General features: G+C 40.2%; 19 protein-coding genes. 10 read left to right on the forward strand and 9 right to left on the reverse strand.

All coding sequences use genetic code 11. The features are described 5' to 3' along the window. Window positions 1-468 carry an FKBP-type peptidyl-prolyl cis-trans isomerase gene (locus tag JWR23_RS02760; RefSeq protein ID WP_299512669.1) on the forward strand — a complete coding sequence of 156 codons (468 nt, stop codon included), beginning with the start codon at window positions 1-3 and terminating at the stop codon, window positions 466-468. Window positions 469-482: 14 nt separating this feature from the next. On the opposite strand, the gene JWR23_RS02765 is transcribed toward JWR23_RS02760, so the two are convergent. The 3 genes from JWR23_RS02765 to mutY form a co-directional block, all read right to left on the reverse strand. Next, on the reverse strand, window positions 483-2015 hold the full coding sequence (locus JWR23_RS02765; RefSeq protein WP_299512672.1) for a serine hydrolase: 1533 nt from the start codon (window positions 2013-2015) through the stop codon (window positions 483-485). Between the two features lie 264 nt (window positions 2016-2279). Next, window positions 2280-2696, reverse strand: a complete 417-nt coding sequence (locus JWR23_RS02770; protein ID WP_299512675.1) for a single-stranded DNA-binding protein — start codon at window positions 2694-2696, stop codon at window positions 2280-2282. A 24-nt stretch (window positions 2697-2720) separates the two neighbouring features. Beyond that, the gene (gene mutY / locus JWR23_RS02775; RefSeq protein ID WP_299512678.1) at window positions 2721-3764 is read right to left on the reverse strand and encodes an A/G-specific adenine glycosylase; all 1044 of its coding nucleotides are present in this window, start codon (window positions 3762-3764) and stop codon (window positions 2721-2723) included. 187 nt (window positions 3765-3951) lie between these two features. On the opposite strand from mutY, the gene JWR23_RS02780 reads away from it, so the two are divergent. The 3 genes from JWR23_RS02780 (at window position 3952) to JWR23_RS02790 (ending at window position 6887) form a co-directional block, all read left to right on the forward strand. Next, window positions 3952-4251: an HU family DNA-binding protein gene (locus JWR23_RS02780; RefSeq protein ID WP_299512681.1), complete on the forward strand. Its 300-nt coding sequence runs from the start codon at window positions 3952-3954 to the stop codon at window positions 4249-4251. Between the two features lie 4 nt (window positions 4252-4255). Then, the gene (locus JWR23_RS02785; RefSeq protein ID WP_299512683.1) at window positions 4256-5101 is read left to right on the forward strand and encodes a tetratricopeptide repeat protein; all 846 of its coding nucleotides are present in this window, start codon (window positions 4256-4258) and stop codon (window positions 5099-5101) included. Between the two features lie 232 nt (window positions 5102-5333). Continuing rightward, on the forward strand, window positions 5334-6887 hold the full coding sequence (locus JWR23_RS02790; protein WP_299512686.1) for an Rne/Rng family ribonuclease: 1554 nt from the start codon (window positions 5334-5336) through the stop codon (window positions 6885-6887). Between the two features lie 377 nt (window positions 6888-7264). Here the strand turns inward: JWR23_RS02790 and JWR23_RS02795 are convergent, their stop codons facing one another. Continuing rightward, on the reverse strand, window positions 7265-7423 hold the full coding sequence (locus JWR23_RS02795; protein WP_299512689.1) for a hypothetical protein: 159 nt from the start codon (window positions 7421-7423) through the stop codon (window positions 7265-7267). Window positions 7424-7553: 130 nt separating this feature from the next. On the opposite strand from JWR23_RS02795, the gene radA reads away from it, so the two are divergent. Further along, on the forward strand, window positions 7554-9008 hold the full coding sequence (gene radA / locus JWR23_RS02800) for a DNA repair protein RadA (protein WP_299512691.1): 1455 nt from the start codon (window positions 7554-7556) through the stop codon (window positions 9006-9008). Between the two features lie 61 nt (window positions 9009-9069). On the opposite strand, the gene JWR23_RS02805 is transcribed toward radA, so the two are convergent. Next, a complete protein-coding gene (locus tag JWR23_RS02805; RefSeq protein ID WP_299512693.1) occupies window positions 9070-10461 on the reverse strand; it encodes a hypothetical protein in 1392 nt (463 codons plus the stop codon). Between the two features lie 300 nt (window positions 10462-10761). On the opposite strand from JWR23_RS02805, the gene JWR23_RS02810 reads away from it, so the two are divergent. Then, a complete protein-coding gene (locus JWR23_RS02810) occupies window positions 10762-11226 on the forward strand; it encodes a DUF4920 domain-containing protein (protein WP_299512696.1) in 465 nt (154 codons plus the stop codon). Window positions 11227-11615: 389 nt separating this feature from the next. Here JWR23_RS02810 and carB read toward each other — a convergent pair whose 3' ends face one another. Further along, the gene (gene carB, locus JWR23_RS02815; RefSeq protein WP_299512699.1) at window positions 11616-14435 is read right to left on the reverse strand and encodes a carbamoyl-phosphate synthase large subunit; all 2820 of its coding nucleotides are present in this window, start codon (window positions 14433-14435) and stop codon (window positions 11616-11618) included. A gap of 283 nt (window positions 14436-14718) precedes the next feature. Here carB and JWR23_RS02820 point away from each other — a divergent pair, with 283 nt between their 5' ends. Next, window positions 14719-15252, forward strand: coding sequence for a hypothetical protein (locus JWR23_RS02820; protein ID WP_299512702.1), 534 nt, complete (start codon window positions 14719-14721; stop codon window positions 15250-15252). Here JWR23_RS02820 and panD read toward each other — a convergent pair whose 3' ends face one another. After that, the gene (gene panD / locus JWR23_RS02825) at window positions 15253-15603 is read right to left on the reverse strand and encodes an aspartate 1-decarboxylase (RefSeq protein ID WP_299512705.1); all 351 of its coding nucleotides are present in this window, start codon (window positions 15601-15603) and stop codon (window positions 15253-15255) included. Window positions 15604-15733: 130 nt separating this feature from the next. Continuing rightward, window positions 15734-16567 carry a pantoate--beta-alanine ligase gene (gene panC / locus JWR23_RS02830; RefSeq protein WP_299512707.1) on the reverse strand — a complete coding sequence of 278 codons (834 nt, stop codon included), beginning with the start codon at window positions 16565-16567 and terminating at the stop codon, window positions 15734-15736. A 151-nt stretch (window positions 16568-16718) separates the two neighbouring features. Here panC and JWR23_RS02835 point away from each other — a divergent pair, with 151 nt between their 5' ends. From JWR23_RS02835 to glmS, 3 genes are all read left to right on the forward strand, one after another. Further along, entirely contained in the window at window positions 16719-17543 is an 825-nt protein-coding gene (locus JWR23_RS02835) for a glycogen/starch synthase (protein WP_299512709.1), read from the forward strand. Between the two features lie 15 nt (window positions 17544-17558). After that, on the forward strand, window positions 17559-18941 hold the full coding sequence (locus JWR23_RS02840; RefSeq protein WP_299512711.1) for a DUF4270 family protein: 1383 nt from the start codon (window positions 17559-17561) through the stop codon (window positions 18939-18941). A gap of 71 nt (window positions 18942-19012) precedes the next feature. Next, the gene (gene glmS, locus JWR23_RS02845; RefSeq protein ID WP_299512713.1) at window positions 19013-20848 is read left to right on the forward strand and encodes a glutamine--fructose-6-phosphate transaminase (isomerizing); all 1836 of its coding nucleotides are present in this window, start codon (window positions 19013-19015) and stop codon (window positions 20846-20848) included. A gap of 98 nt (window positions 20849-20946) precedes the next feature. On the opposite strand, the gene JWR23_RS02850 is transcribed toward glmS, so the two are convergent. Then, a complete protein-coding gene (locus JWR23_RS02850; protein ID WP_299512715.1) occupies window positions 20947-22443 on the reverse strand; it encodes a catalase in 1497 nt (498 codons plus the stop codon). Window positions 22444-22524 lie beyond the last annotated feature (81 nt).

Raw genomic sequence — 22524 nt, forward strand, 5'->3', positions numbered from 1 at the left:
ATGAAAAAATACTTTTTATTATTTGGCCTTTTTATCTTCGCTTTATCATCTTGTAAAAAAGCGGCAACATTTGATACTGCAGCACAAGCGGCAACAGATGACGGATTAATCCAGGCTTATTTAAAACTGCATACCGAAATTACCGCTACAAAAGATCCTTCAGGCCTTTACTACCAGGTAATTAATGCCGGTACAGGAGCACACCCAACAGATGCTTCTAATATAACCGTTGGATATACATCTATGACATTAGATGGCGTTGCTCTTGACAGCAGAGCCAGCAGCTATTTTGCACCACTTGGGCAGCTTATAGAAGGGTGGCGTATAGGTTTACCCAAAATTGGCACAGGCGGAACAATTTTATTAATAGTTCCTTCGGGGTTGGGTTATGGTAATACAGCCCATGGCGCTATTCCGGCCAATACTGTTGTAATATTTAATAGTATTACGCTGCAAGGGTTTAATTAATAGCATAATACCTATCAATTTAACCTCTTAAATTCATACGGGTCGGCTTCTACAAAGTCTGCTACTTTAACTTTTACGCTTGTTATTTTTCCGTCTTGAAAGGTAAAAGGGAAAACAGTTTTACCAAATACCGGGTCAGAGAAAGTGGCATAAAACCTGTTGCCGCCTAAAGGCTGCAAGCGCACAAACATTTTGGTATGGTGCTCAAAACGGGCCTCCAGGTCATTGTTTTCGCCCTGGGTAATTATCATATTTCCATATAGTTCATTGTAATATTTACCCGTATAATTTACTACAGGCATAGCTGGCGGCAAATTTAACGCAACCGAATCACGCAGGGTTTTATTAACTTTTTGTTCGCGGGCAATATTGGCTTTAAAAAAACTTAAATAAGCATCGCTGTAATTAAAGTAAGGCTTTTTAAAATAGGCATCCATAATTTCCCAGCGCAGAGCTTCGTAAAATGCGTTTTGATCTGTATTGGTTAAAATAATTATTCCTAAATGATCTTGCGGATCGAGTGTTACAGATGATACATAACCATTTACTCCTCCATCATGCATTACCAAACGATGGCCCGAATAATCCTGCAAAAACCACCCAAGCCCGTATAATTCATAATTGATTTCGCCATTTAGGTGGCGGATGCTGCCTACTACGTCCTGCGGCTGCCGGGTTGCTTGTATTGCAGCCATCGGTATAACCTGTCTTGTACCAACTTTACCAAAATTTAATTGTGCCATTACCCATTTACTCATATCATTTACAGATGATGAAATGCTGCCGGCAGGTGCTATTCCATCTAATTGAGCATAAGGTATGGCGGTAAGACGGTCGTCTACCAATGTATGTGGTACCGTTCTGTTAAATGATTTGGGCATATCGGCTGTTAGCGCTAATGTATTGGTCATACCCAAAGGGGCAAAAATATTGTCTTGTAAATATGCTTCCCATGATTTGCCCGAAACCCTTGGAATGATCTCGCCTGCTGTTAAAAATGCCGCGTTGGTATATCCCCACTTACTTCTGAAGGGATAGGTAGCCTTCATGTGGCCCAGTTTCTCAATAATCTGCTGGCGGGTAAGATCAGTGTTATAAAAAGTAAAATCTCCCTGGAAGGTTTTAAAGCCTAATCTATGGCATAATAGATCGCGAATTATGGCTTGTTCACCTGCTGCTTTATTTTCCAGCTTAAAACCGGGCAAATATTTGGTTACATTATCATCAAGCGATAGTTTTTTTTCCTCTTGCAGCATAGCCAGGGCGGTAGCCGTAAAGGCTTTGGTATTACTGCCTATCATAAATAGCGTATTCTCATCAACTTTGTTTGCCAGGCCAAGTTCTTTAACGCCATAACCCTTCATTAATACCACATTATCGTCTTTTACTATACAAACAGCAACGCCGGGAATGCGCCAGTTAGTTAATGCCCGGTTTATATAAATATCAAGGCTATCTTTAATAAACGAACTTCTGTCTATACCCTGGGCCTGGGTTAAAGTGATCAATGAAATGCAGCCGAAAAATAAAATAAGCGTCTTTTTCATTAGTATATTGTTTTGATGGGAAGAATGATGTAGCCGCATGATCTATATAAAGTAACAAGCATATAATACAAACCAATATTATTCTAAAAGTACTAATTTAACGCAAAAATCACCCCCTCCATTACTTATTAACTTAACTTGGGATTTAAATTAACTATTCTTGTTTGAAACAATACTGCCACAGCGAAGGAAAGATAATAGCTTAAAAAAACAAAAGCCCTCCTGAACTAACAGCGAGGGCATGCATTGGTTCATATATTGTGATTAAATTTCTTCTGTACTGTTGTCAAAACCATTTGAACCCTCTACACTTCTTACTCCATTGCGCGGAAACGCATCCGGCTCAAAATCAGTTTTTCGGCCCAGCATGGTAAAGTTCTCGGCCACTACTTCTGTAGTATATTTTTTAATGCCTTCCTTATCTTCAAAAGATCGGGTACGTAATTTACCTTCAATGTAAACCAGTTTACCTTTTTGTAAAAATTTAGCTGCTACATCCGCAAGGCTTCGCCAGAGTACAATATTATGCCACTCGGTTTGTTCAACTTTTTTACCATCCTTGTTAAAGGTTTCTGATGTGGCCAGGGGGAAGCTTGCAACAGACACGCCACCTTCTAACTGGCGTATTTCGGGGTCTTTGCCTAAATGGCCAACCAGTATTACTTTATTGATTCCAGACATAATCTAAATGTAGGATATTTATTTCTAATTTAAAAAATTATCTAAAAATATAAAAATCACCTTAGGTAAAGCTGTTTTTTTTGCTTTTTCTACTTTTATGAAAACCCAGCCTTCTTTTATTTTTATAGGCTGCTGCGATAATGTGATAAAACGAACATGCAAATGCTGATGAGTTAATAGGTGCTTTTTTACCATTACATTTCCTGATATTTTGAGACTATTACCAAAATATGCTGCGGTTTCGGGCAATGCCAATAACTCATCAAGTGGCAATAAAGATGAAGTTTCTATTAAAGGCAAATCGTACATATTGGCCCATATATCGCTCTCATCGCGTTTGTTCATTAAAATACTGCCGCCGTCGGTATATAGAAAATAGTTGAAAAATCGCTCCCTTATTTTAACCTTATTGAGTTTTACCGGTAAAGCAGCAGCGGCATTATTTATAAAAGCATAACATCCTTCCTTAACCGGGCATGTGCCGCAAGCCGGATTTTTTGGTTTACAAAGCATGGCCCCAAATTCCATCATGGCCTGGTTATGTACTGCCGGCATTTTTTTGTTAAGCAAATCGTTTGCAGTAGCTTGGAATATTTTTTTACCTGCTGTGCTGTTTATTGGCTCACTAATGCCGAAGTAACGGGCTATAACCCGATAAACATTACCATCAACCACAGCCTTTGCCTCATTAGCAGAAAATGAGGCGATGGCAGCAGCGGTATATTCGCCAATCCCTTTTAGCTTAATTAGCTGATCATACGCTTGCGGAAACTTTCCGTTAAAATGTTCCTGAACAATACGTGCGGTTTTCAACATGTTGCGTCCCCGTGAGTAATATCCCAGGCCTTGCCATAGTTTTAATATCTCATCTTCACTGGCATTGGCAAAGCGGGTAACATCGGGGTAGTTCTCAAGAAAGCGATAAAAATAGGGCAGTCCCTGCTCTACGCGGGTTTGCTGTAAAATAACTTCAGATAGCCAAATAATATAAGCATCGGTTGTGTTGCGCCAGGGCAGGTCGCGTTTGTTTTCATTGTACCACTGTACCAATTCGTCAGAGAAATTCATAATGAACAAAAATATAGTAATAAGTGCTTAATGGCGTGGTATTTGTAAAGATTATGTAGCACTTTTTGCCTTAAGTAAAAAAAATGTGTTAATAATTTCGATCTTTAGTAATAAAGCAATACTTTTGCAACCCCAAAACAGTTAAGTAATTACATTTTAAATAAAGTTAAATTAAGGAAAATCAGATATGACTAAAGCAGAAATTATAACTGAAATCTCATCTAAAACAGGAATTGAGAAGGTTGATGTACAAGAAACCGTTGAGGCGTTTTTTAAGGTTATTAAAAACTCAATGGTAGGTGGTGAGAATGTTTATGTAAGAGGATTTGGAAGTTTTGTGGTAAAGAAAAGAGCGAAAAAAACAGCACGTAACATTTCAAAAAATACTGCTATAATTATTCCTGAGCATTTTGTTCCAAGCTTTAAACCCGCAAAAACTTTTGTTGAAAAAGTTAAAAGCGGCAATAAAACATCTAATACAAAATAAGCAGATGAATAAGAAACAAATAGTTGTTATGGTAGCTATAGTAGCTATTATGGGCTATTTGTATTCATTGCCTGTAAAAGGTTTAATAAAAGCAAGTTCGACACATGATACCGCCAAAGGTGCTCCTGCAGAGCGGCCCCAGGCAAATATTACTGTGGCAACCGTATCAGAACCGGCTAAAACTGCAATTGGTGCAGCCTTATCGGCAAAGATCAACGATTTAGAGGGACAGTTAAAAAACGCTACTGCCGATGCAGACAGGCTAAAGCTTGAAAAGGAGTTAGCTACCCGATGGGACGATGTTAATCAACCCGCGCCGGCAGCATTTTATTATTTGGAGCTTGCACGTAAAGAAAATACGTTAACCGATTGGTTAAATGCGGGCAGCCGTTTTAATGATGCATTTAAACTAACACAGGATACTTCGGTAACACCGGTGTTTATAGCAAATGCGGTCGAGGCGTTTCAAAATGTATTAAAGCTTAAACCCGAAAGCCTTGAAGGAAAAACAGGTTTAGGTGTTGCTTATGTAAACGGCGGCGCAACACCAATGCAAGGTATTGCCTTGTTGCTTGATGTTGTTAAGCAAGACCCCAACAATGAAAGCGCAAACCTTAATTTAGGTTTGTTCTCTATGAAATCAGGACAGTATGAAAAGGCCGTGCAGCGCTTTAAAACAATTATAGCGCACAAGCCTCAATTTGAACCATACTTTTATTTGGCCGAAAGCTACAAGCAATTGGGACAAAAAGCAGAAGCGATTGCAGCTTATCAAAAATGCAAAGAAATGATGCCCGACCCGGTTTTTGGTCAGCGCATAGATCAATATATTAAGGAATTAAAAAATTAACACATTAAAAAATTATTATTATGCCAAGCGGTAAAAAACGTAAAAGACACAAAATGGCTACCCATAAACGCAAAAAGCGTTTAAGAAAAAACAGGCATAAAAAGAAATAAGGCGGCTATTTAGCCCCTTATTTTTACCTGCTTTATAGCAAGTAAAGTGCATACAGTATTGTTTTTTACCCCTATTGTTTTTAATATGCGGTAATTATACCGTTTAAGAAATGGAGTAGCAGTTGATAAAAGAATTAATTATCGATTCATCCCCTAACGGGGCTACTATTGCATTATTACAGGATAAACAACTTGTAGAACTACATAAAGAGCAAATCAGCAACAATTATACTGTTGGTGATATATATCTGGGCCGTATTAAAAAAATAATGCCCGGTTTAAATGCTGCTTTTGTTGATGTAGGTTATGAGAAGGATGCATTTTTGCATTATCTTGATCTTGGTCCGCAGGTTCAAAGCCTGCTTAAATTGGCCAAGCAAGTGCGTAGTGGTGGATACCAGTCAAAGCTTTTAGATAACTTTAAGCTTGAGGTGGATATTAGCAAAGGCGGAAAGGTCTCTGAGATATTGACCAAAAACCAGCTTATACCTGTACAAATAGCCAAGGAGCCAATTTCTACAAAAGGCCCCCGCTTAAGTTCAGATCTATCTATTGCAGGCCGGTATGTAGTTTTAGTGCCTTTTTCTGATGTTATCTCTATCTCAAAAAAGATAAAGAGCAACACGGAAAGGAACCGTTTGCGCAGAATTGTTGAAAGCATAAAGCCAAAAAACTTCGGGGTAATTATACGCACCGTATCAGAAGGTAAGGGTGTTGAAGAAATGCAGAAGGACCTGCTTGACCTGATATCAAAGTGGGAATCTTTTATTACCCGCCTGCCATCGGTCGAGCCGGGTAAAAAAGTACTGGGCGAAATTGGCCGTACATCAACTATCTTAAGGGATATATTAAATCCCGATTTTCAGCACATCTATTTGAACGACGCGGCTTTGTATGAAGAAGTGCGCCAATACGTTCATGATATTTCTCCGGAAATGGAAAGCATCGTTCGTTTACACAAACACAAAGAACCCATATTTGAGCACTACGGTGTTGATAAACAAATAAAGGGCGCTTTTGGTAAAACGGTAAACCTGGCCGGCGGCGCTTACCTGGTAATTGAGCATACAGAGGCCCTGCACGTTATTGACGTAAACAGCGGCAACCGTACAGCCAGCAAAGAGAACCAGGAAGAAAACGCGTTCCAGGTAAATAAAGAAGCAGCCAAAGAAATTGCCCGCCAGTTGCGCCTGCGCGATATGGGTGGTATTGTGGTGATAGACTTTATTGATATGCACAAGCCCAACAACCGCAAAGATCTGTTTGATTATTTACGTGCCGAGATGTTGCTTGATAGGGCTAAGCATACTATTTTACCGCCAAGTAAATTTGGGCTGGTACAAATTACACGCCAGCGTGTAAGGCCCGAGATGAATATTGTTACCAGCGAAGTTTGCCCGGCCTGCCACGGAACGGGAACCATAAGGCCAACTATTTTATTGCTGGATGATATTGAGAATAACTTCAATTACGTTTTAACCGAGCAAAACGAAAAAGGCATAACCCTTTCTGTACATCCTTATATTGAGGCCTACATCAGGCAGGGCTTTATCATGACCCGCCAGGTAAAATGGTTCTTTAAATATGGCCAATGGATAAAAGTTAAAAGCAACCCGGCTTATCAAATTACAGAATTTCATTTTTTCTCATCGAAGGATGAGGAGATTAAGTTATAGACGATTTGCAGATGTGCAAATATGCGGATGTGCAGATGTTTTAATAGCATCTGCATTTTTTGTTTTAAATCAATTTAAGTATTCCAAGCCTGTTTGAGGCTAATTGGATGATTAGCCAGGGCAATCGCTTTTAAAATTGCAGGCAGGCATAGCTCCAAAATATAAGTACCGGTTTTGGCTAAAGCCCGTCTATAATTATAATCTTAGCCCGTTGGCTGAAAGCCAACGGCAATGAAAAAACTATTTTGCTACCATTGCCGTCACATTTATGTGACGGACCCGTAGAAGAATTAGCACCGGCTTTAGCCCCAAAATCTCCATATTATCAATTGGCGCTACAAATCAAATCCCTGGTTAACGAAAGGATTGTTTTATAACTACTTTATGCGCATTTTTTTAGCTTGATATAAACCGATTGACTTTACAATAGGAGCAATTGGTTTCTTTGGTACCACTGCTTCGGGCTGCTTCTTTTCTTTACCTGTTGTATAGGCGTTGGGTATCCATTCTAAATTAAGTTTGTTGCAGTTATCCATTAATATCTAAGATATTCTATTTTTAAATAAATATCAAGCCATAAATTACTAATTAATTTAGCAAATCCCCTTGCCATTCCCAATATAATCTGCACATTTGCATATCTGCACATTCGCACATTAAAACAATATGGCCAAAACCAAGATCGCGTATTTCTGTCAAAGCTGTGGCTTCGAGTCGGCCAAGTGGCTGGGCAAATGCCCTTCGTGCCAGCAATGGAACACCTTTGTAGAGGAGGTGATTGAAAAAGATCCCAAATCTATCCCTACCTGGAAAGTTAGCAGTACCACGCAGCAACGCGCCAACAAGCCCGTTGAAGTTGCCGAAATTACTTTTAACGAAGAGGACCGTATACTTACCCCTGACAAAGAATTTAACCGCGTTTTAGGCGGCGGCATTGTAGCCGGATCATTAGTATTAATAGGCGGCGAGCCGGGTATAGGCAAATCAACCTTAATGTTGCAGTTGGCATTGAATATGCCTAACCTAAAAGTGCTGTATATATCGGGCGAGGAAAGCGAAAAGCAAATTAAAATGCGTGCGGAACGCTTAACCATCCAACCCTCTCAGGAAGAACCGACAGGTTTAAGCGGCGCAATTCCTCCCCTTTCAGGAGGTCGGGGGGCTTGCTTTATCCTTACCGAAACATCAACCCAAAATATTTTTAAACAGATTGAAGAATTGGAGCCCGATCTGGTTGTGGTTGATTCTATACAAACGCTTCACTCATCGCATATAGAATCTACGCCGGGCAGTGTATCACAGGTGCGTGAATGTACTGCCGAATTGTTGCGCTTTGCCAAAGAAAGTGCCACGCCTGTATTTTTGATTGGCCATATCACCAAAGACGGTGCCATTGCCGGGCCAAAAATACTGGAGCATATGGTTGATACCGTTTTGCAATTTGAGGGCGACAGGCACCATGTATACCGCATATTGCGCACAGTAAAAAATCGGTTCGGCTCTGCATCCGAGCTGGGCATTTATGAAATGTTGGGCGAGGGCTTGCGCGAGGTTTCTAATCCATCAGAAATATTATTATCGCAGCGCGACGAACCATTAAGCGGCATCACTATATCAGCTACATTAGAGGGCATGAGGCCTATGCTGATTGAAACCCAGGCATTGGTAAGCACATCCGTATACGGCACGCCTCAGCGTAACGCAAATGGCTTCGACACTAAGCGCATGGGCATGCTCCTTGCCGTATTAGAAAAACGCTGTGGTTTTAACCTGGGTGCTAAGGATGTATTTTTAAACATAACCGGCGGCATACGGGTTGAAGATCCTGCTATCGACCTTGGGCTTGCAGCCGCTATCATATCATCACATCAGGATATTCCTATTCCGTTTAAAACCTGCTTTGCCGGCGAGATTGGTTTATCGGGCGAAATAAGAGCGGTTAACCGGGTAGAGCAACGCATTGCCGAGGCCCAAAAACTGGGCTTTGAACAGATATATATATCGAAGTATAATATGCCATCAGCAGCGCAGGATAAAAAGCGCATGGATCTGTCGCGCTATACCATCGATATAAAGATGGTTGCAAATATTGAAGAAGTATTTGGTTTGCTGTTTGGTTGATACTAATAAAAAAGCTCCCAATGTAAATCGGGAGCTTTTTTATTAAGGCACTTGAAATATCTTATCTATTAGTTATTACCACCTTACGGATAGCGTTATTGCCGAAATCGGCTACGTACAGGTTGCCCTGCCCATCAAGGGTTAAACTTTGCGGGTTATTAAAAGTAGCGGCCGAACCAATGCCATCAGCAAAGCCGGTAACATTTTTGGCTCCTGCTAATACATACAGAATTCCGGCAGATGTAACTTCTAATATTCGCCCCTTATTGTCGGTAATATATACATTGTTTTGTGCATCAACCGCTATGCTTGACGGCGAACCAAGAAGGTCAGGGAAATTACCGCCGCCGGCTATTGTAGTAACATTACCGGCTTGCGAAACTTTTCTTATCGCGCTATTTTTATAATCGGCAACGTAGATATTTAAAGACGCGTCTATAGCTAATGCCATTGGGTAATTAAACGCAGCTGTAGCGGCATCACCATCCACAAAACCCGGTACCGATGATTGCGGATACCCATTAATGGCCCTAAGTCCGGCTAAAACACTTACTGTACCCGATGGTGTAATTTTACGTATCAGGTTGTTGCTTCTATCGGCAACATAAACATTTCCTGCCGGGTCTGTTACTACCGCTTGTGGATTATAAAACTCTGATCCTAAAGCTGCGCCATCAATATAACCGGCAAATGTATTTCCCGCAATCGTAGTTACTACACCGGCTGGTGTAATTTTGCGTATTACATTATTACCAATATCTGCAACATAGATATTACCCTGTGCATCAAATGATACACCTCTGGGGCCATAAAACTGCGCGGTTGAAATATTACCGTTTACGTATCCGATGGTTGGGTTGGTTAACGTATGTGACGTACCTGTTGTTGTAACAGTTCTTATCAAATTATTAAAAACATCGCTAATATATAATAGCCCTGATACCGGGTTATAAGAAATTGTTTGCGGGCCATCAAATAATACACCCGTGCCGGTTCCATCGGCATAGCCCGACGTTCCGTTACCTGCAATGGTAGTTACCGTGCCGGTTGGAACAGCATCTGTAGCATTGGTTTTAAATATTACTACACCGCCATAACCGGTTCCTGAACTTGTTGTAGCATATGCTCTTAAATAATACGTTGTGTTAGGTTTTAACCCGCTTAAATTACTTACCCAGTGATGAGCAATGGTATCTGTTGTTTTTGAATCATCTACAGTAGGTGTTTGGTTAGTAGTGCTCCAGCATACGCCGTTGGCTATTACGGTATCATAGTTAAAGATCAATCCGCCGGCTATTGCTGTAGTTGAAGTTACCGTACTTATTATAGAATTTGTTCCAACAAGAGGTACAGGGTAGGATGTAGAAGTAGAAGCTTTTTTACACCCGCCTACAGTTACAACAACAGCTAAAAGGAATATAAATAAAAAAGTGCTTTGTAGCGATTTTTTCATGAGTTAAAATGATATTACAAATTTATTAGTTCAATTCCGCATTCCATTTAACGCGGGCACAAAGATAGTTGTTTATTACGGCTTTGAAATTAAACTATTAATAATGCTGTTAATGGTTTAAAATAATTTTTAAATATAATTTATTTCATAGCTATTTACCTTGCTGCTATGGCTAACAAGTCCTTTTTTAACAAATATTAACATAATTGGGCCGGATTAAACCGATGTATACCATTGCATTGGCATGTAAGTTAAAACTAACCTTAAACTTTTATGTTGTATGCCTACAAGCGCGTTGTTATGAAACACCTGTTTTTAACAGTTATATTTTTTTTAAACATAAGTGCTTTTGCACAAAAGCATACGCCATTGCCGCATGGTATGGTTTTCGGGGTAAAGCCCAATATTACCGCTATGGTAGATGCCACGAAAGTTGAGGCATTAATGGGAAAAAGAACACGGATAAACACTACTATACGGGGATGGGTAACCAAAGTGACCAAACAAAAAGGCGGCTGGTTTGAGCTGGATGCCGGCAAAGGCAAAATAATTGCCGCACATTTTAAAAGCTATACGATCACAATCCCCGCTGAGCTGAAAGGAAAAATTGTAATAGCAGAAGGCATAGCCGAAAAGAAATTTATGGCTGATGACCTGCAGCATTTTGCAGGAGATACCGTAAGTGGTAAGAAACAACACATGGTAAAGACCGATCCAAAGCGGAGGCTGATTTTTGAGGTAAAGGGGTTGATGGTGGATCAATAGAAGGGAAAGGATAAAAGATAAAAAGGTTTTTTATTTGTGTTCGTCCTGAAATAGGTTTAAAAAAAAGTGTTTCACAGCAGGTGTTTCACCCTATTTTTGCAAAATCGCTAAAAACAGCATAAAATTCTCATTGTAAGCAATTTATGTATTTTACCTAAAATTTTTGTACTGTTTCAAAGTGTTTCACTCATTTTGTCAAGTTGCTATATATCAGTATATTAACCTAAAAGAGTGTTTCATGTGTTTCATCATTTTGTGAAACACTTTTCTATCTTTTTTAACGTAATAATCCGTTGCTATCCCGACAGGGTACGCTACGGGAAATGTTAATAATAAAAAAGGCGAAAAGAAAACCCTTCGCCTTTAACCTTCTATCTTTAAGCCTCAACTTACTTACTCAAATACATTGACTTCTCTTTATACAAATGCCTGAAGTATGGGTCCTGCAGGTCGGGTATAAAGCGTATGGCTTCGCCGGTCGATTTCATTTCGGGGCCAAGCTGCTTTTCTACTTCGGGGAACTTATCGAATGAAAATACCGGTTCTTTTATAGCATAGCCTTTAAGCTTGCGTACAATGGTAAAGTCTTTAAGCTTATTTACTTCGAGCATAATTTTGGCCGCTATATTAATATAAGGCACATCATATGCTTTGGCTATGAATGGTACAGTGCGCGACGCGCGTGGATTAGCTTCAATTACATACACCTCTTCATTTTTTATAGCGAACTGTATATTTAATAATCCCCTTACATTTAATGCCCGGGCAATTTTAGCCGTGTACTCTTCCATTTTGCTTATAACATGGTCAGACAGGTCAAAAGGTGGTAATACAGCAAACGAATCGCCCGAATGGATACCCGCAGGTTCAATATGCTCCATTAAACCAATAATATGCACATCGTCGCCATCACTTATAGAGTCAGACTCGGCTTCTGATGCCCGATCAAGGAAGTGATCGATCAATACCCTGTTGCCGGGTAAATTCTTTAATAAGCTCACTACTGCTTTTTCCAGGTCCTCATCATTAATTACAATGCTCATGCCCTGGCCGCCTAATACATAGCTTGGGCGTACCAATACCGGGTAACCCACATGGTGCGCTACCTCTAATGCCTCTTCGGCACTTTCGGCAACACCATATCTTGGATATGGGATATTAAGGTCTTTTAACAGATCTGAAAAACGACCGCGATCTTCGGCAATATCCATATTATCGAATGATGTACCGATAATTTTTATACCATGCTGGTGCATTTTCTCTGCCATTTTTAAAGCGGTTTGCCCGCCAAGCTGAACGATAACGCCATATGGTTTTTCCAGTTCGATAATCTCCCTGACATGTTCCCAGAATACCGGCTCAAAATATAGCTTGTCGGCCATGTTAAAATCTGTCGATACTGTTTCGGGGTTACAGTTGATCATTATCGCTTCAAAACCAGCTTCTTTAGCGGCAAGCAGGCCATGTACACAACTATAATCAAACTCAATGCCCTGGCCAATACGGTTAGGCCCCGAGCCTAATACAATTATCTTTTTCTTATCGGATACGATGGATTCATTCTCACCCTCGTAAGTAGAATAGTAGTATGGTGTTTTTGCAGGAAACTCGGCAGCGCAGGTATCAACCATTTTGTATACGCGCTTAATACCCAGTTCTTTTCGGCGCAGGTAAACATCTTCTTCAGTAGTGTTATTATGCAGGATATAAGCTATTTGCGCATCCGAAAATCCTTTTTGTTTTAATGTAAAGAAAAAGTCTTCCGGAATATTGTTTAACGAGTAGCGACGCAGCTCGATCTCCAAATTCACTATGTCCATGATCTGGTTCAGGAACCAGCGATCAATTTTAGTGGCTTTTCTAACAGACTCAATCGGCACACCTAAACTTAAAGCATCATACACATGGAACAACCTGTCCCAGCTTGGATGTTCCAGGCTATGCATAATTTCTTCGAGATTGCGGCTTTGTTTGCCATCGGCACCCAAACCGGCGCGGCCAATCTCTAAACTCTGACAGGCTTTTTGCAACGCCTCTATAAAACTGCGGCCAATGCCCATCACCTCGCCAACCGATTTCATTTGCAGGCCCAACTCGCGGTTAGCACCTTTAAATTTATCAAAGTTCCAGCGTGGTATTTTAACTATCACGTAATCCAGTGTTGGCTCAAAATAAGCTGATGTGGTTTTGGTGATCTGGTTTTCTATTTCATCAAGGTTATACCCGATAGCCAGTTTAGCGGCTATCTTGGCAATAGGGTAACCCGTTGCTTTTGATGCTAATGCTGATGAGCGTGACACACGCGGGTTAATTTCGATAGCTATTATGGCTTCATCGGCCGGGTTAACAGAGAACTGTACATTACAACCGCCAGCGAAATTACCAATGGCACGCATCATTTTGATAGCCTGGTTACGCATTTCCTGGTAGCAACGGTCGCTTAAGGTCATGGCCGGGGCCACGGTTATCGAGTCGCCGGTATGGATGCCCATCGGGTCAAAATTCTCTATCGAGCAAATGATGATTACGTTATCATTATTATCCCTTAACAACTCCAGCTCATACTCTTTCCAGCCTAAAACAGCCTGTTCCACCAATACTTCGTGGGTTGGTGATGCCTGCAGGCCGCGGCTTAAAGCGGCATCAAACTCTTCTTTTTTGTGTACAAAGCCTGCTCCTTTACCGCCCAATGTATAGCTTGGGCGTATAACCAGCGGGAAACCAATTTCTTGCGCTGCTTCTTTGCCTTCTAAAAAAGAGTTTGCAATTTTTGAGGTAGCCACACCAACACCTATATCCACCATTAACTGGCGGAAGGCCTCGCGGTTCTCTGTTTTTTCAATCGCGGCTATATCTACGCCTACAATTTTTACACCGTATTTTTTCCATAATCCTTGTTCGTCAGCTTCAATACAAAGATTAAGCGCTGTTTGGCCACCCATAGTAGGTAGCACGGCATCAATTTTTTGTTCGATAAGGATCTGTTCAATGCTTTCACAAGTAAGTGGCAATAGGTAAACATGGTCGCCAATAACTTTATCCGTCATGATAGTAGCGGGATTGCTGTTAATGATGGATACAGAAATGCCTTCTTCTTTTAGTGAAAGTGCGGCTTGTGAGCCGGCATAATCAAATTCGCAGGCCTGGCCTATAATAATAGGGCCCGAACCGATAATTAGTACAGATTTAATGGAGGTGTCTTTGGGCATAGTCTTTTTGAGTCTTTAGTCTTAAGTCCCGAGTCTTAAGCCTGGCCCGAAAATCAAATGACTATGGACTATTAACTACCGACAACGGGCTTGAAATACTATGCGCTGAAAGCGAAAAATCCCGACTTCAGCGTCGGGATGCAAAGATAGAAAAATACAGCTATTTGGGACTTAATTTTTTACAATAATCCTCTTCAATCAAATTATCATGATTTTCAAATGATTTTTAATTTATATTAACCGATATTTACTACTGAAATAGTTACTAATTTATATTTAGCTTATGACAAGGAGAGCTTTATTTATTTCAACCGTATTGTGTTCGTTTATTACCGCTTGTGGTATGATGCAATCTATTGTTAAATCTACTTTTCCGTATACGGCCAATTTAACCATTCCGGCTTCGTCAGCGATTAATAAAAGTTATTCAGCCGTGAGTTTGGCTACCAGTTTTGACCAAAATTTTTCAAAAAGCGGCAATAATGGTAATAATGTAAGCGAGGTAAGCATTATTTCGGCCAAGCTGCAATCAGTCCAGCCTGATGATTTTAATATAGGAGATTTAAAATTTGTAAAAATTTATATGGCCAAAGAGGATGGGAAAGATGAGGTTTTAGTGGCCTCACGCACAGATATAAGCCCCGGCGTTGGTAATACCATGACGCTGGATATTGATAACTCAAAGTTTTTAGATCCTCTGGTGCGCGAACCGGATATCAGGGTAAAGATGGTTTACGAATTGCGCAAAAAAACACCTGTTGATGTAAGCCTGCATCTGGTACTGGGCATTAATGCTTATCCGGCGGGTAAAAAATAGTTATTTAAGCAGTTTATTATCCGTATCCGGGAAAACTAAAATAGGCTCGTAAGCACGCGCTTCATCCATTTCCATATAGGCATATGACATGATAATAACAATATCGCCAACCTGGGCCAGTCTGGCAGTAGCTCCGTTTAGGCATATAGTGCCGGTACCTCGTTCGCCTTTTATTACATAAGTTTCAAAACGGGCGCCGTTATTATTATTTACAATCTGCACTTTTTCGTTGGCAATTATATTTGCCGCATCCATCAAATCTTCATCAATAGTAATACTGCCCACGTAATTTAGCTCGGCCTGAGTTACCCTGGCGCGATGAAGTTTTGACTTTAATACCTCAATAATCATGGTGCAAAGTTAGTGTTTGGTTATTAAAGATTAGTTATTAAAGAGTAAAGATTAGTTGCCTTTGTATTGATATAAATGCATAAAAGCCCGACAATTGACAGGCCTAATCTTTAATAACTAATCTTTATTCTTATATTATCACATTATCAATCAACCTGGTTTTGCCTACTGTTGCTGCTACCAAAGCAACACTGTTTTTGGTATGCTCATTTGCAGGTAGCAAGGTGTCGCCATCAACAATTTCAAAATAGGCCAGCTCAACCTCGGGTACATTGTTAATTTTTGATACAGCCTCTTGTTTTAGCTTATCTATTTTATGACTGTCAAAATTTCGCTTAACATCATTCAGTGTTTGTGACAGAATAAGTGCATGTTGCCTGTCATCAGGTGTTAAATGTATGTTTCTTGAACTCATGGCCAATCCATCGCTTTCGCGCTCTATAGGGCACATTACCAGCTTAACCGACATATTCAAAAGCTTAATCATACGGCTAATAACCATGAATTGCTGGTAGTCTTTCTGTCCAAAGAAGGCAACATCGGGTTTAACTATGTTAAACAGCTTATATACCACCTGTGTAACCCCCTGGTAATGTCCCGGCCTGAATTTTCCTTCTAACAATCCTTCCAACTCACCTATGTCCAAATGCCATTGCTCATTGCCGGCATACACCTCATCAACACCTGGATTAAATAAAATATCGCAGTTAACCAGTTCCAGTTTTTTTATATCGTCTTGTAAGGGGCGGGGATATATTTCAAGGTCCCTGGGATCAGTAAATTGTGTGGGGTTAACAAAAATACTGCAAACCACAACATCGCATTGTTGTTGCGCCTTGGTTATTAGTGATAAATGCCCCTGGTGCAATGCCCCCATTGTTGGCACAAAGCCAATAATGGCACCTTTAGCCTTCAATTGGGCCAAATATTGCTGAAGTTCAGCCTTTGTAGTGAAGTTTTTCAATATTATGTATTACAAAAAGTGAGCGAAGTTGCATAAATCATTAAAATTAACCAAAACTACTTGCATAATTGATTGATAGTTCATATATAATGCTTATATTTGCAAACCCAATTTTTTGGGTTCTTTACATAATTTAAATTCTGATTTGGAGATGGGTAAATCTAAGCTTTTGTTTATAACTCATGAAATGTCGCCTTTCCTTGAACTCTCAAAAATTTCTGAAATCACACGCCAGCTTCCGCAGGCTATGCAGGAAAAAGGTTACGAAATTCGTATCCTGATGCCTCGTTTTGGAAATATTAATGAGCGTAGGAATCGCCTTCATGAAGTGATCAGGTTATCGGGCATGAATATTATTATTAATGACAACGATAATCCGCTGATCATAAAAGTTGCATCTATCCCGGCGGCGCGTATGCAGGTGTATTTTTTGGATAATGAAGAATATTTCCAGCGTAAGCATGTGTTTGAGGATAAAGACGGCAAATTTTACGCCGATAATGACGAGCGTATGATCTTCTTTTGCAAGGGTGCATTAGAAACGGTTAAAAAATTAGGCTGGGCGCCTGATATAATTCATTGCCATGGGTGGATGAGTTCATTGGTTCCGGCTTATTTAAAAACTACTTATAAAGACGATCCTACTTTTAAAAATTCTAAAGTAGTTTATTCAATTTATGAGAATAATTTTAAAGGCCAGATGAATACTGATTTTTCTAATAAAGCCGTTATGGGCGATATGACCGAAAAACATACAGACATTTATAAACCCGGCACAAACACGGCACTATACGAAGGTGCTATTCATTATAGCGATGCAATTGTATTGGGTAGTGAGAATATCGATGAGGATGTGTTAAATAATGTTAAAAACAGCCATAAATCGGTTTTAGAATTCAATTCTACCTCAGATTTCGAAAATTATTACAATTTTTACGACGAAATTACCAATGAGGAATTGGTGAACGTTGTATAAGCTTTGAGATCATATATGAAATTTTTTAGATTAGACTTATTAACCCTGTTGATAAGTCTTTTTATTTTGAATAGCTGTAAAAATCAGAATACTATTGGTTTGGGTGTTAATTCGACAACTCAATTAAATGGGACTCTGATAGATACATCAACTATAATAGTTAATACTATTCCGGAAGATAGCGTTGTAACCAGCGCTTTGCTGGCAACCCCGCTTTCTTATTTTAAGGATCCGCTATTTGGTACAACCGAAGCTAATTTAGCTATCGACCTGAATTTGCCAAACCGCACAGCCTATGTTATTCCGCCGGGAACTATAAGTATAGATTCTGCAATACTGGTGCTTAGGTATGCCCCGGGTTTCTACGGCGACTCTATAGCATCAAGGTATAAAGTAAATGTATACCAGCTTACTGAAAGACTATTTCCAGGTTCGAAGTACCTTAATACAAAAAAGTGGAAATATGATAGTTCGAGCCTGCTGGGTACCAGATCTTTCTTTTCAAGAACAGGCGATAGTATAAAAATTATTCAGGCAGTAGCCGGTGGCCCGGATACACTTGTAAAAATTCCGCCGCAGTTGAGGATACCAATCAACCCGAATTTTATAAATAATGTATTATATAATGCAAGCACTACACAGCTATCCTCAAACCTGGTTTTTACAAACAATGTAAAGGGTTTGTATATTACGCTTGATAAAAACCAATCAGGACCTGGCGGTACATTTATGTTCGCGTTAGATTCGGCGGCTAGAATACAAATATATTATAAGAACTACGACGGTACCGCAATTGATACGGCATCGGTATCATTACCAAGCATTTTACATGCTGCAGAAATTAAACATACTTACTCTACTACAGTACAAGCAGAACTGAATAATACTACTACTACGTCCGGCAAAGCAATTTATCTTCAGGGATTAGGTGGGTTAAGAACCCGTATAAGCTTTCCTTACCTTAAAAATATTGTTAAAAGCTTAGGTAGTAACATTGTAATAAACCGGGCCGAACTTGTTATTACGGCCGCCCCGGGATCAACAATACCTTTTATGCCTGTACGCAAACTAACTATTTACAGGTATGATCTGGCAAATCAACGTGCATTGGTTGAAGATGCTACTCCGGGTGATCCGCGTGCATTTGGCACAACCGGTTTTGGCGGTTTTTATAATGCACCTACACAGCAATATCACTTTCTTTTAACGGCTTACATACAGGACTTGCTGGCCGGCGCAACTGACCATGGTACTTTTATTGGGGTGGTTCCAAATAATATTAATAATACTATAGCCGCTACCGCGCAAGTTGATGGCCGCACATTTGCTATCGGTACTGATAAAACATCACCTTACCGCATAAAGCTTAATTTAATCTATACTAAAATAGCTAAATAAAATAGTCGGCTATTGATATTGTCATATAGCTGACTATTTTTGTTAGATTACTTAATCTTAATTTATTTTGTATGTGTGGAATTGTGGGCTATATAGGTTATAGAGAAGCTTATCCGATAATTATCAAAGGCTTACACCGCCTGGAGTATCGTGGATATGACAGTGCCGGAATTGCTTTATATGATAAAGGACTTAAAGTTTATAAAAAAGCCGGAAAGGTAAGCGATCTTGAAAACTTTGTTAAAGATATAAACTTAACGGGTAGCGTTGGCATGGGGCATACCCGCTGGGCAACACATGGCGCACCCAGTGACCGCAATTCGCACCCGCATTCTTCAGGAGATCGAAAACTTTCTATTATCCATAACGGCATTATCGAAAATTATGGCGTTATTAAAGAAGCTTTGTTAGCCAAAGGCCATGTATTTAAAAGTGATACGGATACCGAGGTTTTAATACACCTGGTTGAAGACATACAAACAGAAACCGGGCTTGACCTGCTTGAAGCGGTTAGAATTACCTTAAATAAGGTTATAGGTGCCTATGCTATAGTTATAATGAGCGCCGCCGAACCTGATGTTTTAATAGCGGCCCGTAAAGGCAGCCCTATGGTAATTGGTGTTGGCAAAGGCGAGTACTTTGTAGCATCAGACGCCACGCCAATTATTGAGTATACCAAAAACGTTATTTACTTAAATGATAACGAAATTGCGTACATCCATCGTGATAAGCTGCTTATAAAAAACATTGACAATACGGTACAAACCCCGTACGTACATGAACTTGACATGAAACTGGAAGCCCTGGAAAAGGGCGGCTATGATCACTTCATGCTAAAAGAGATATATGAGCAGCCCCGTTCCATTCGTGATTGTTTGCGCGGACGTATTTACCCCGCACAGGGTAAGGTACAACTGGGGGGTATAAAGGATTATATTGAAAAGCTTAAAAATGTTGACCGTATAATTATTGTTGCCTGTGGTACTTCATGGCATGCAGGTTTGGTGGGTGAATATTTAATAGAAGAATATGCACGTGTGCCTGTTGAAGTTGAATATGCTTCTGAATTTAGGTATCGTAACCCAATAATTACCCCCAAGGACCTGGTAATAGCAATTTCTCAATCAGGGGAAACTGCCGATACCATGGCGGCCCTTGAAATAGCAAAAGAACGCGGAGCAACTATTTTTGGCATTTGTAATGTAGTTGGCGCCTCTATTCCGCGTATTACGGATGCGGGGGTTTATACACACGCCGGGCCGGAAATTGGTGTTGCTTCTACTAAAGCATTCACTGCCCAGGTTACCGTTTTAACGTTAATTGCGTTTTATATTGCCCAGCAAAGAGGCACCATTACTCAAAGTAAACTGGTTGAGTATTTAACCGAGCTGGATGAAATACCGGCATTGGTTGAGAGAACCTTGTTATGCAATGACCATGTTGAGAAAATAGCTGCACAATTTAAAGATTCAAATAACTGCTTGTTTTTGGGCAGGGGTAGTTCCTTCCCCGTTGCATTAGAGGGGGCACTTAAACTTAAAGAAATATCATACGTACATGCCGAAGGTTACCCGGCTGCCGAAATGAAACACGGCCCTATTGCCTTAATTGATGACGCATTGCCGGTTATATTTATTGCCACAAAAAATTCCTCGTATGAAAAAGTGGTTAGCAACATACAAGAAGTAAAGGCCCGTGGAGGCCACGTTATAGCTATTGTGACAGAGGGTGATGTTGAAGTAAGAAACATGGCCGAATATGTAATTGAGATACCGCAAACCGATGATGCTTTTGTGCCATTGCTGGCCACAATACCTCTGCAATTATTGGCCTATCATATAGCTGTAATGCGCGGCTGTAATGTTGACCAACCACGTAACCTGGCAAAATCAGTTACTGTAGAGTAGGCGCTTCGCACAAATAAATAGAGATTAGTCTTACCAAAAAAATAAAGCGCCCCAATAATTGGGGCGCTTTTCATATAACTAATCCCTGATCTTTTTCACTAAACAGCCGGCATATGCTGCATGGTTTCCTGCAGATTTAGGTCAAGGCCTTTAGCAATTGCCATACCAAGGCCAATATCAGCCCTGAACCAATGGCAAAGCTGCCTGTTAACAATAAGTTCTTTTTTAGGCCCGTCAATACCGCTCATTGAATGGGTGATGTTTTTAATCAAATCATGCTTTTGATCATCATTCATTAAACGGTATAAATTACCCGGTTGTGTATAATGGTCGTTTTCACCCTCGGCATTTCTATCGTACCAATCACCTACAGATGAGCCAAAATCCCAGGCTGGTTCTTTATAGGCCGGATCCGGTTCTATATCATCAAAGCTGTTAGGAAAATAATTTGGCGCAGAGCCCTGGTTGCCATCAACCCTCATATGTCCGTCGCGCTCATAATTATTTACCATAAACGGACATTTATTTACAGGTATCTGCTCATAATTAGCCCCTAACCGATAACGATGTGCATCAGGATATGATAATATCCTTCCCTGGAGCATTTTATCAGGAGAATAACCAATGCCATCAACCACATGGGCCGGAGCAAATGCCGCCTGTTCAACATGGGCAAAATAGTTATCAGGATTTTCATTTAATTCAAGCACGCCTACATCAATTAACGGATAATCGCCATGCGGCCATACCTTAGTCAGATCAAACGGATTGATATGGTAGGTTTTAGCATCCGCCTCGGGCATTACCTGTATTTTCATCGCCCATTTAGGGAAGTTGCCATTTTCAATTGATGTAAGCAGGTCATGTTGTGCAAAATCGGGGTTTTTTCCGCGCATTGCACCCGCTTCTTCATCTGTAAAATTCTTTATTCCCTGCTGGGTTTTAAAGTGGAACTTAACCCAAAAACGCTCATTATTGGCATTTATTAATGAAAATGTATGGCTGCCAAAACCATCCATATGACGGTAACCGTAAGGTGTGCCCCTATCAGACATCAAAATGGTAACCTGGTGCAAACTCTCAGGGTTTAATGACCAAAAATCCCACATCATTGTGGCGCTTTTGCAATTGGTATATGGGTCGCGCTTTTGTGTATGAATAAAATCACTGAATTTTTTAGGATCCTTTACAAAAAACACCGGTGTGTTGTTCCCTACAAGATCCCAGTTGCCTTCTTCTGTATAAAACTTAATGGCAAAGCCACGTGGGTCGCGTTCGGTATCTGCCGAACCTTTTTCACCGCCTACAGTTGAAAAGCGCAGGAAAAGCCTGGTTTGCTTACCTATTTGATTAAATATTTTCGCGCGTGTGTATTTAGAGATATCATGCGTTATGGTAAGTGTGCCGTATGCACCCGACCCTTTTGCATGTACCACTCTTTCAGGAATACGCTCCCGGTTAAAGTGGGCCATTTTTTCATGCAATATAAAATCCTGCAATAATATCGGACCACGCGGGCCGGCTGTCATTGAGTTTTCATTTTCTGCATACGGAATACCTGACGCTGTGGTCAGTTTTTTCTTTGAAGTTTCCATAATTATTGGCTTTAAGTATTTATCAAACTTCCTGATAATATTTCAATAGAAAAAATCAATAATTATTATATTTGTATAGAT

Origin of the sequence: Mucilaginibacter sp. (genome assembly GCF_028288205.1) — a bacterium.
Lineage (GTDB): Bacteria > Bacteroidota > Bacteroidia > Sphingobacteriales > Sphingobacteriaceae > Mucilaginibacter.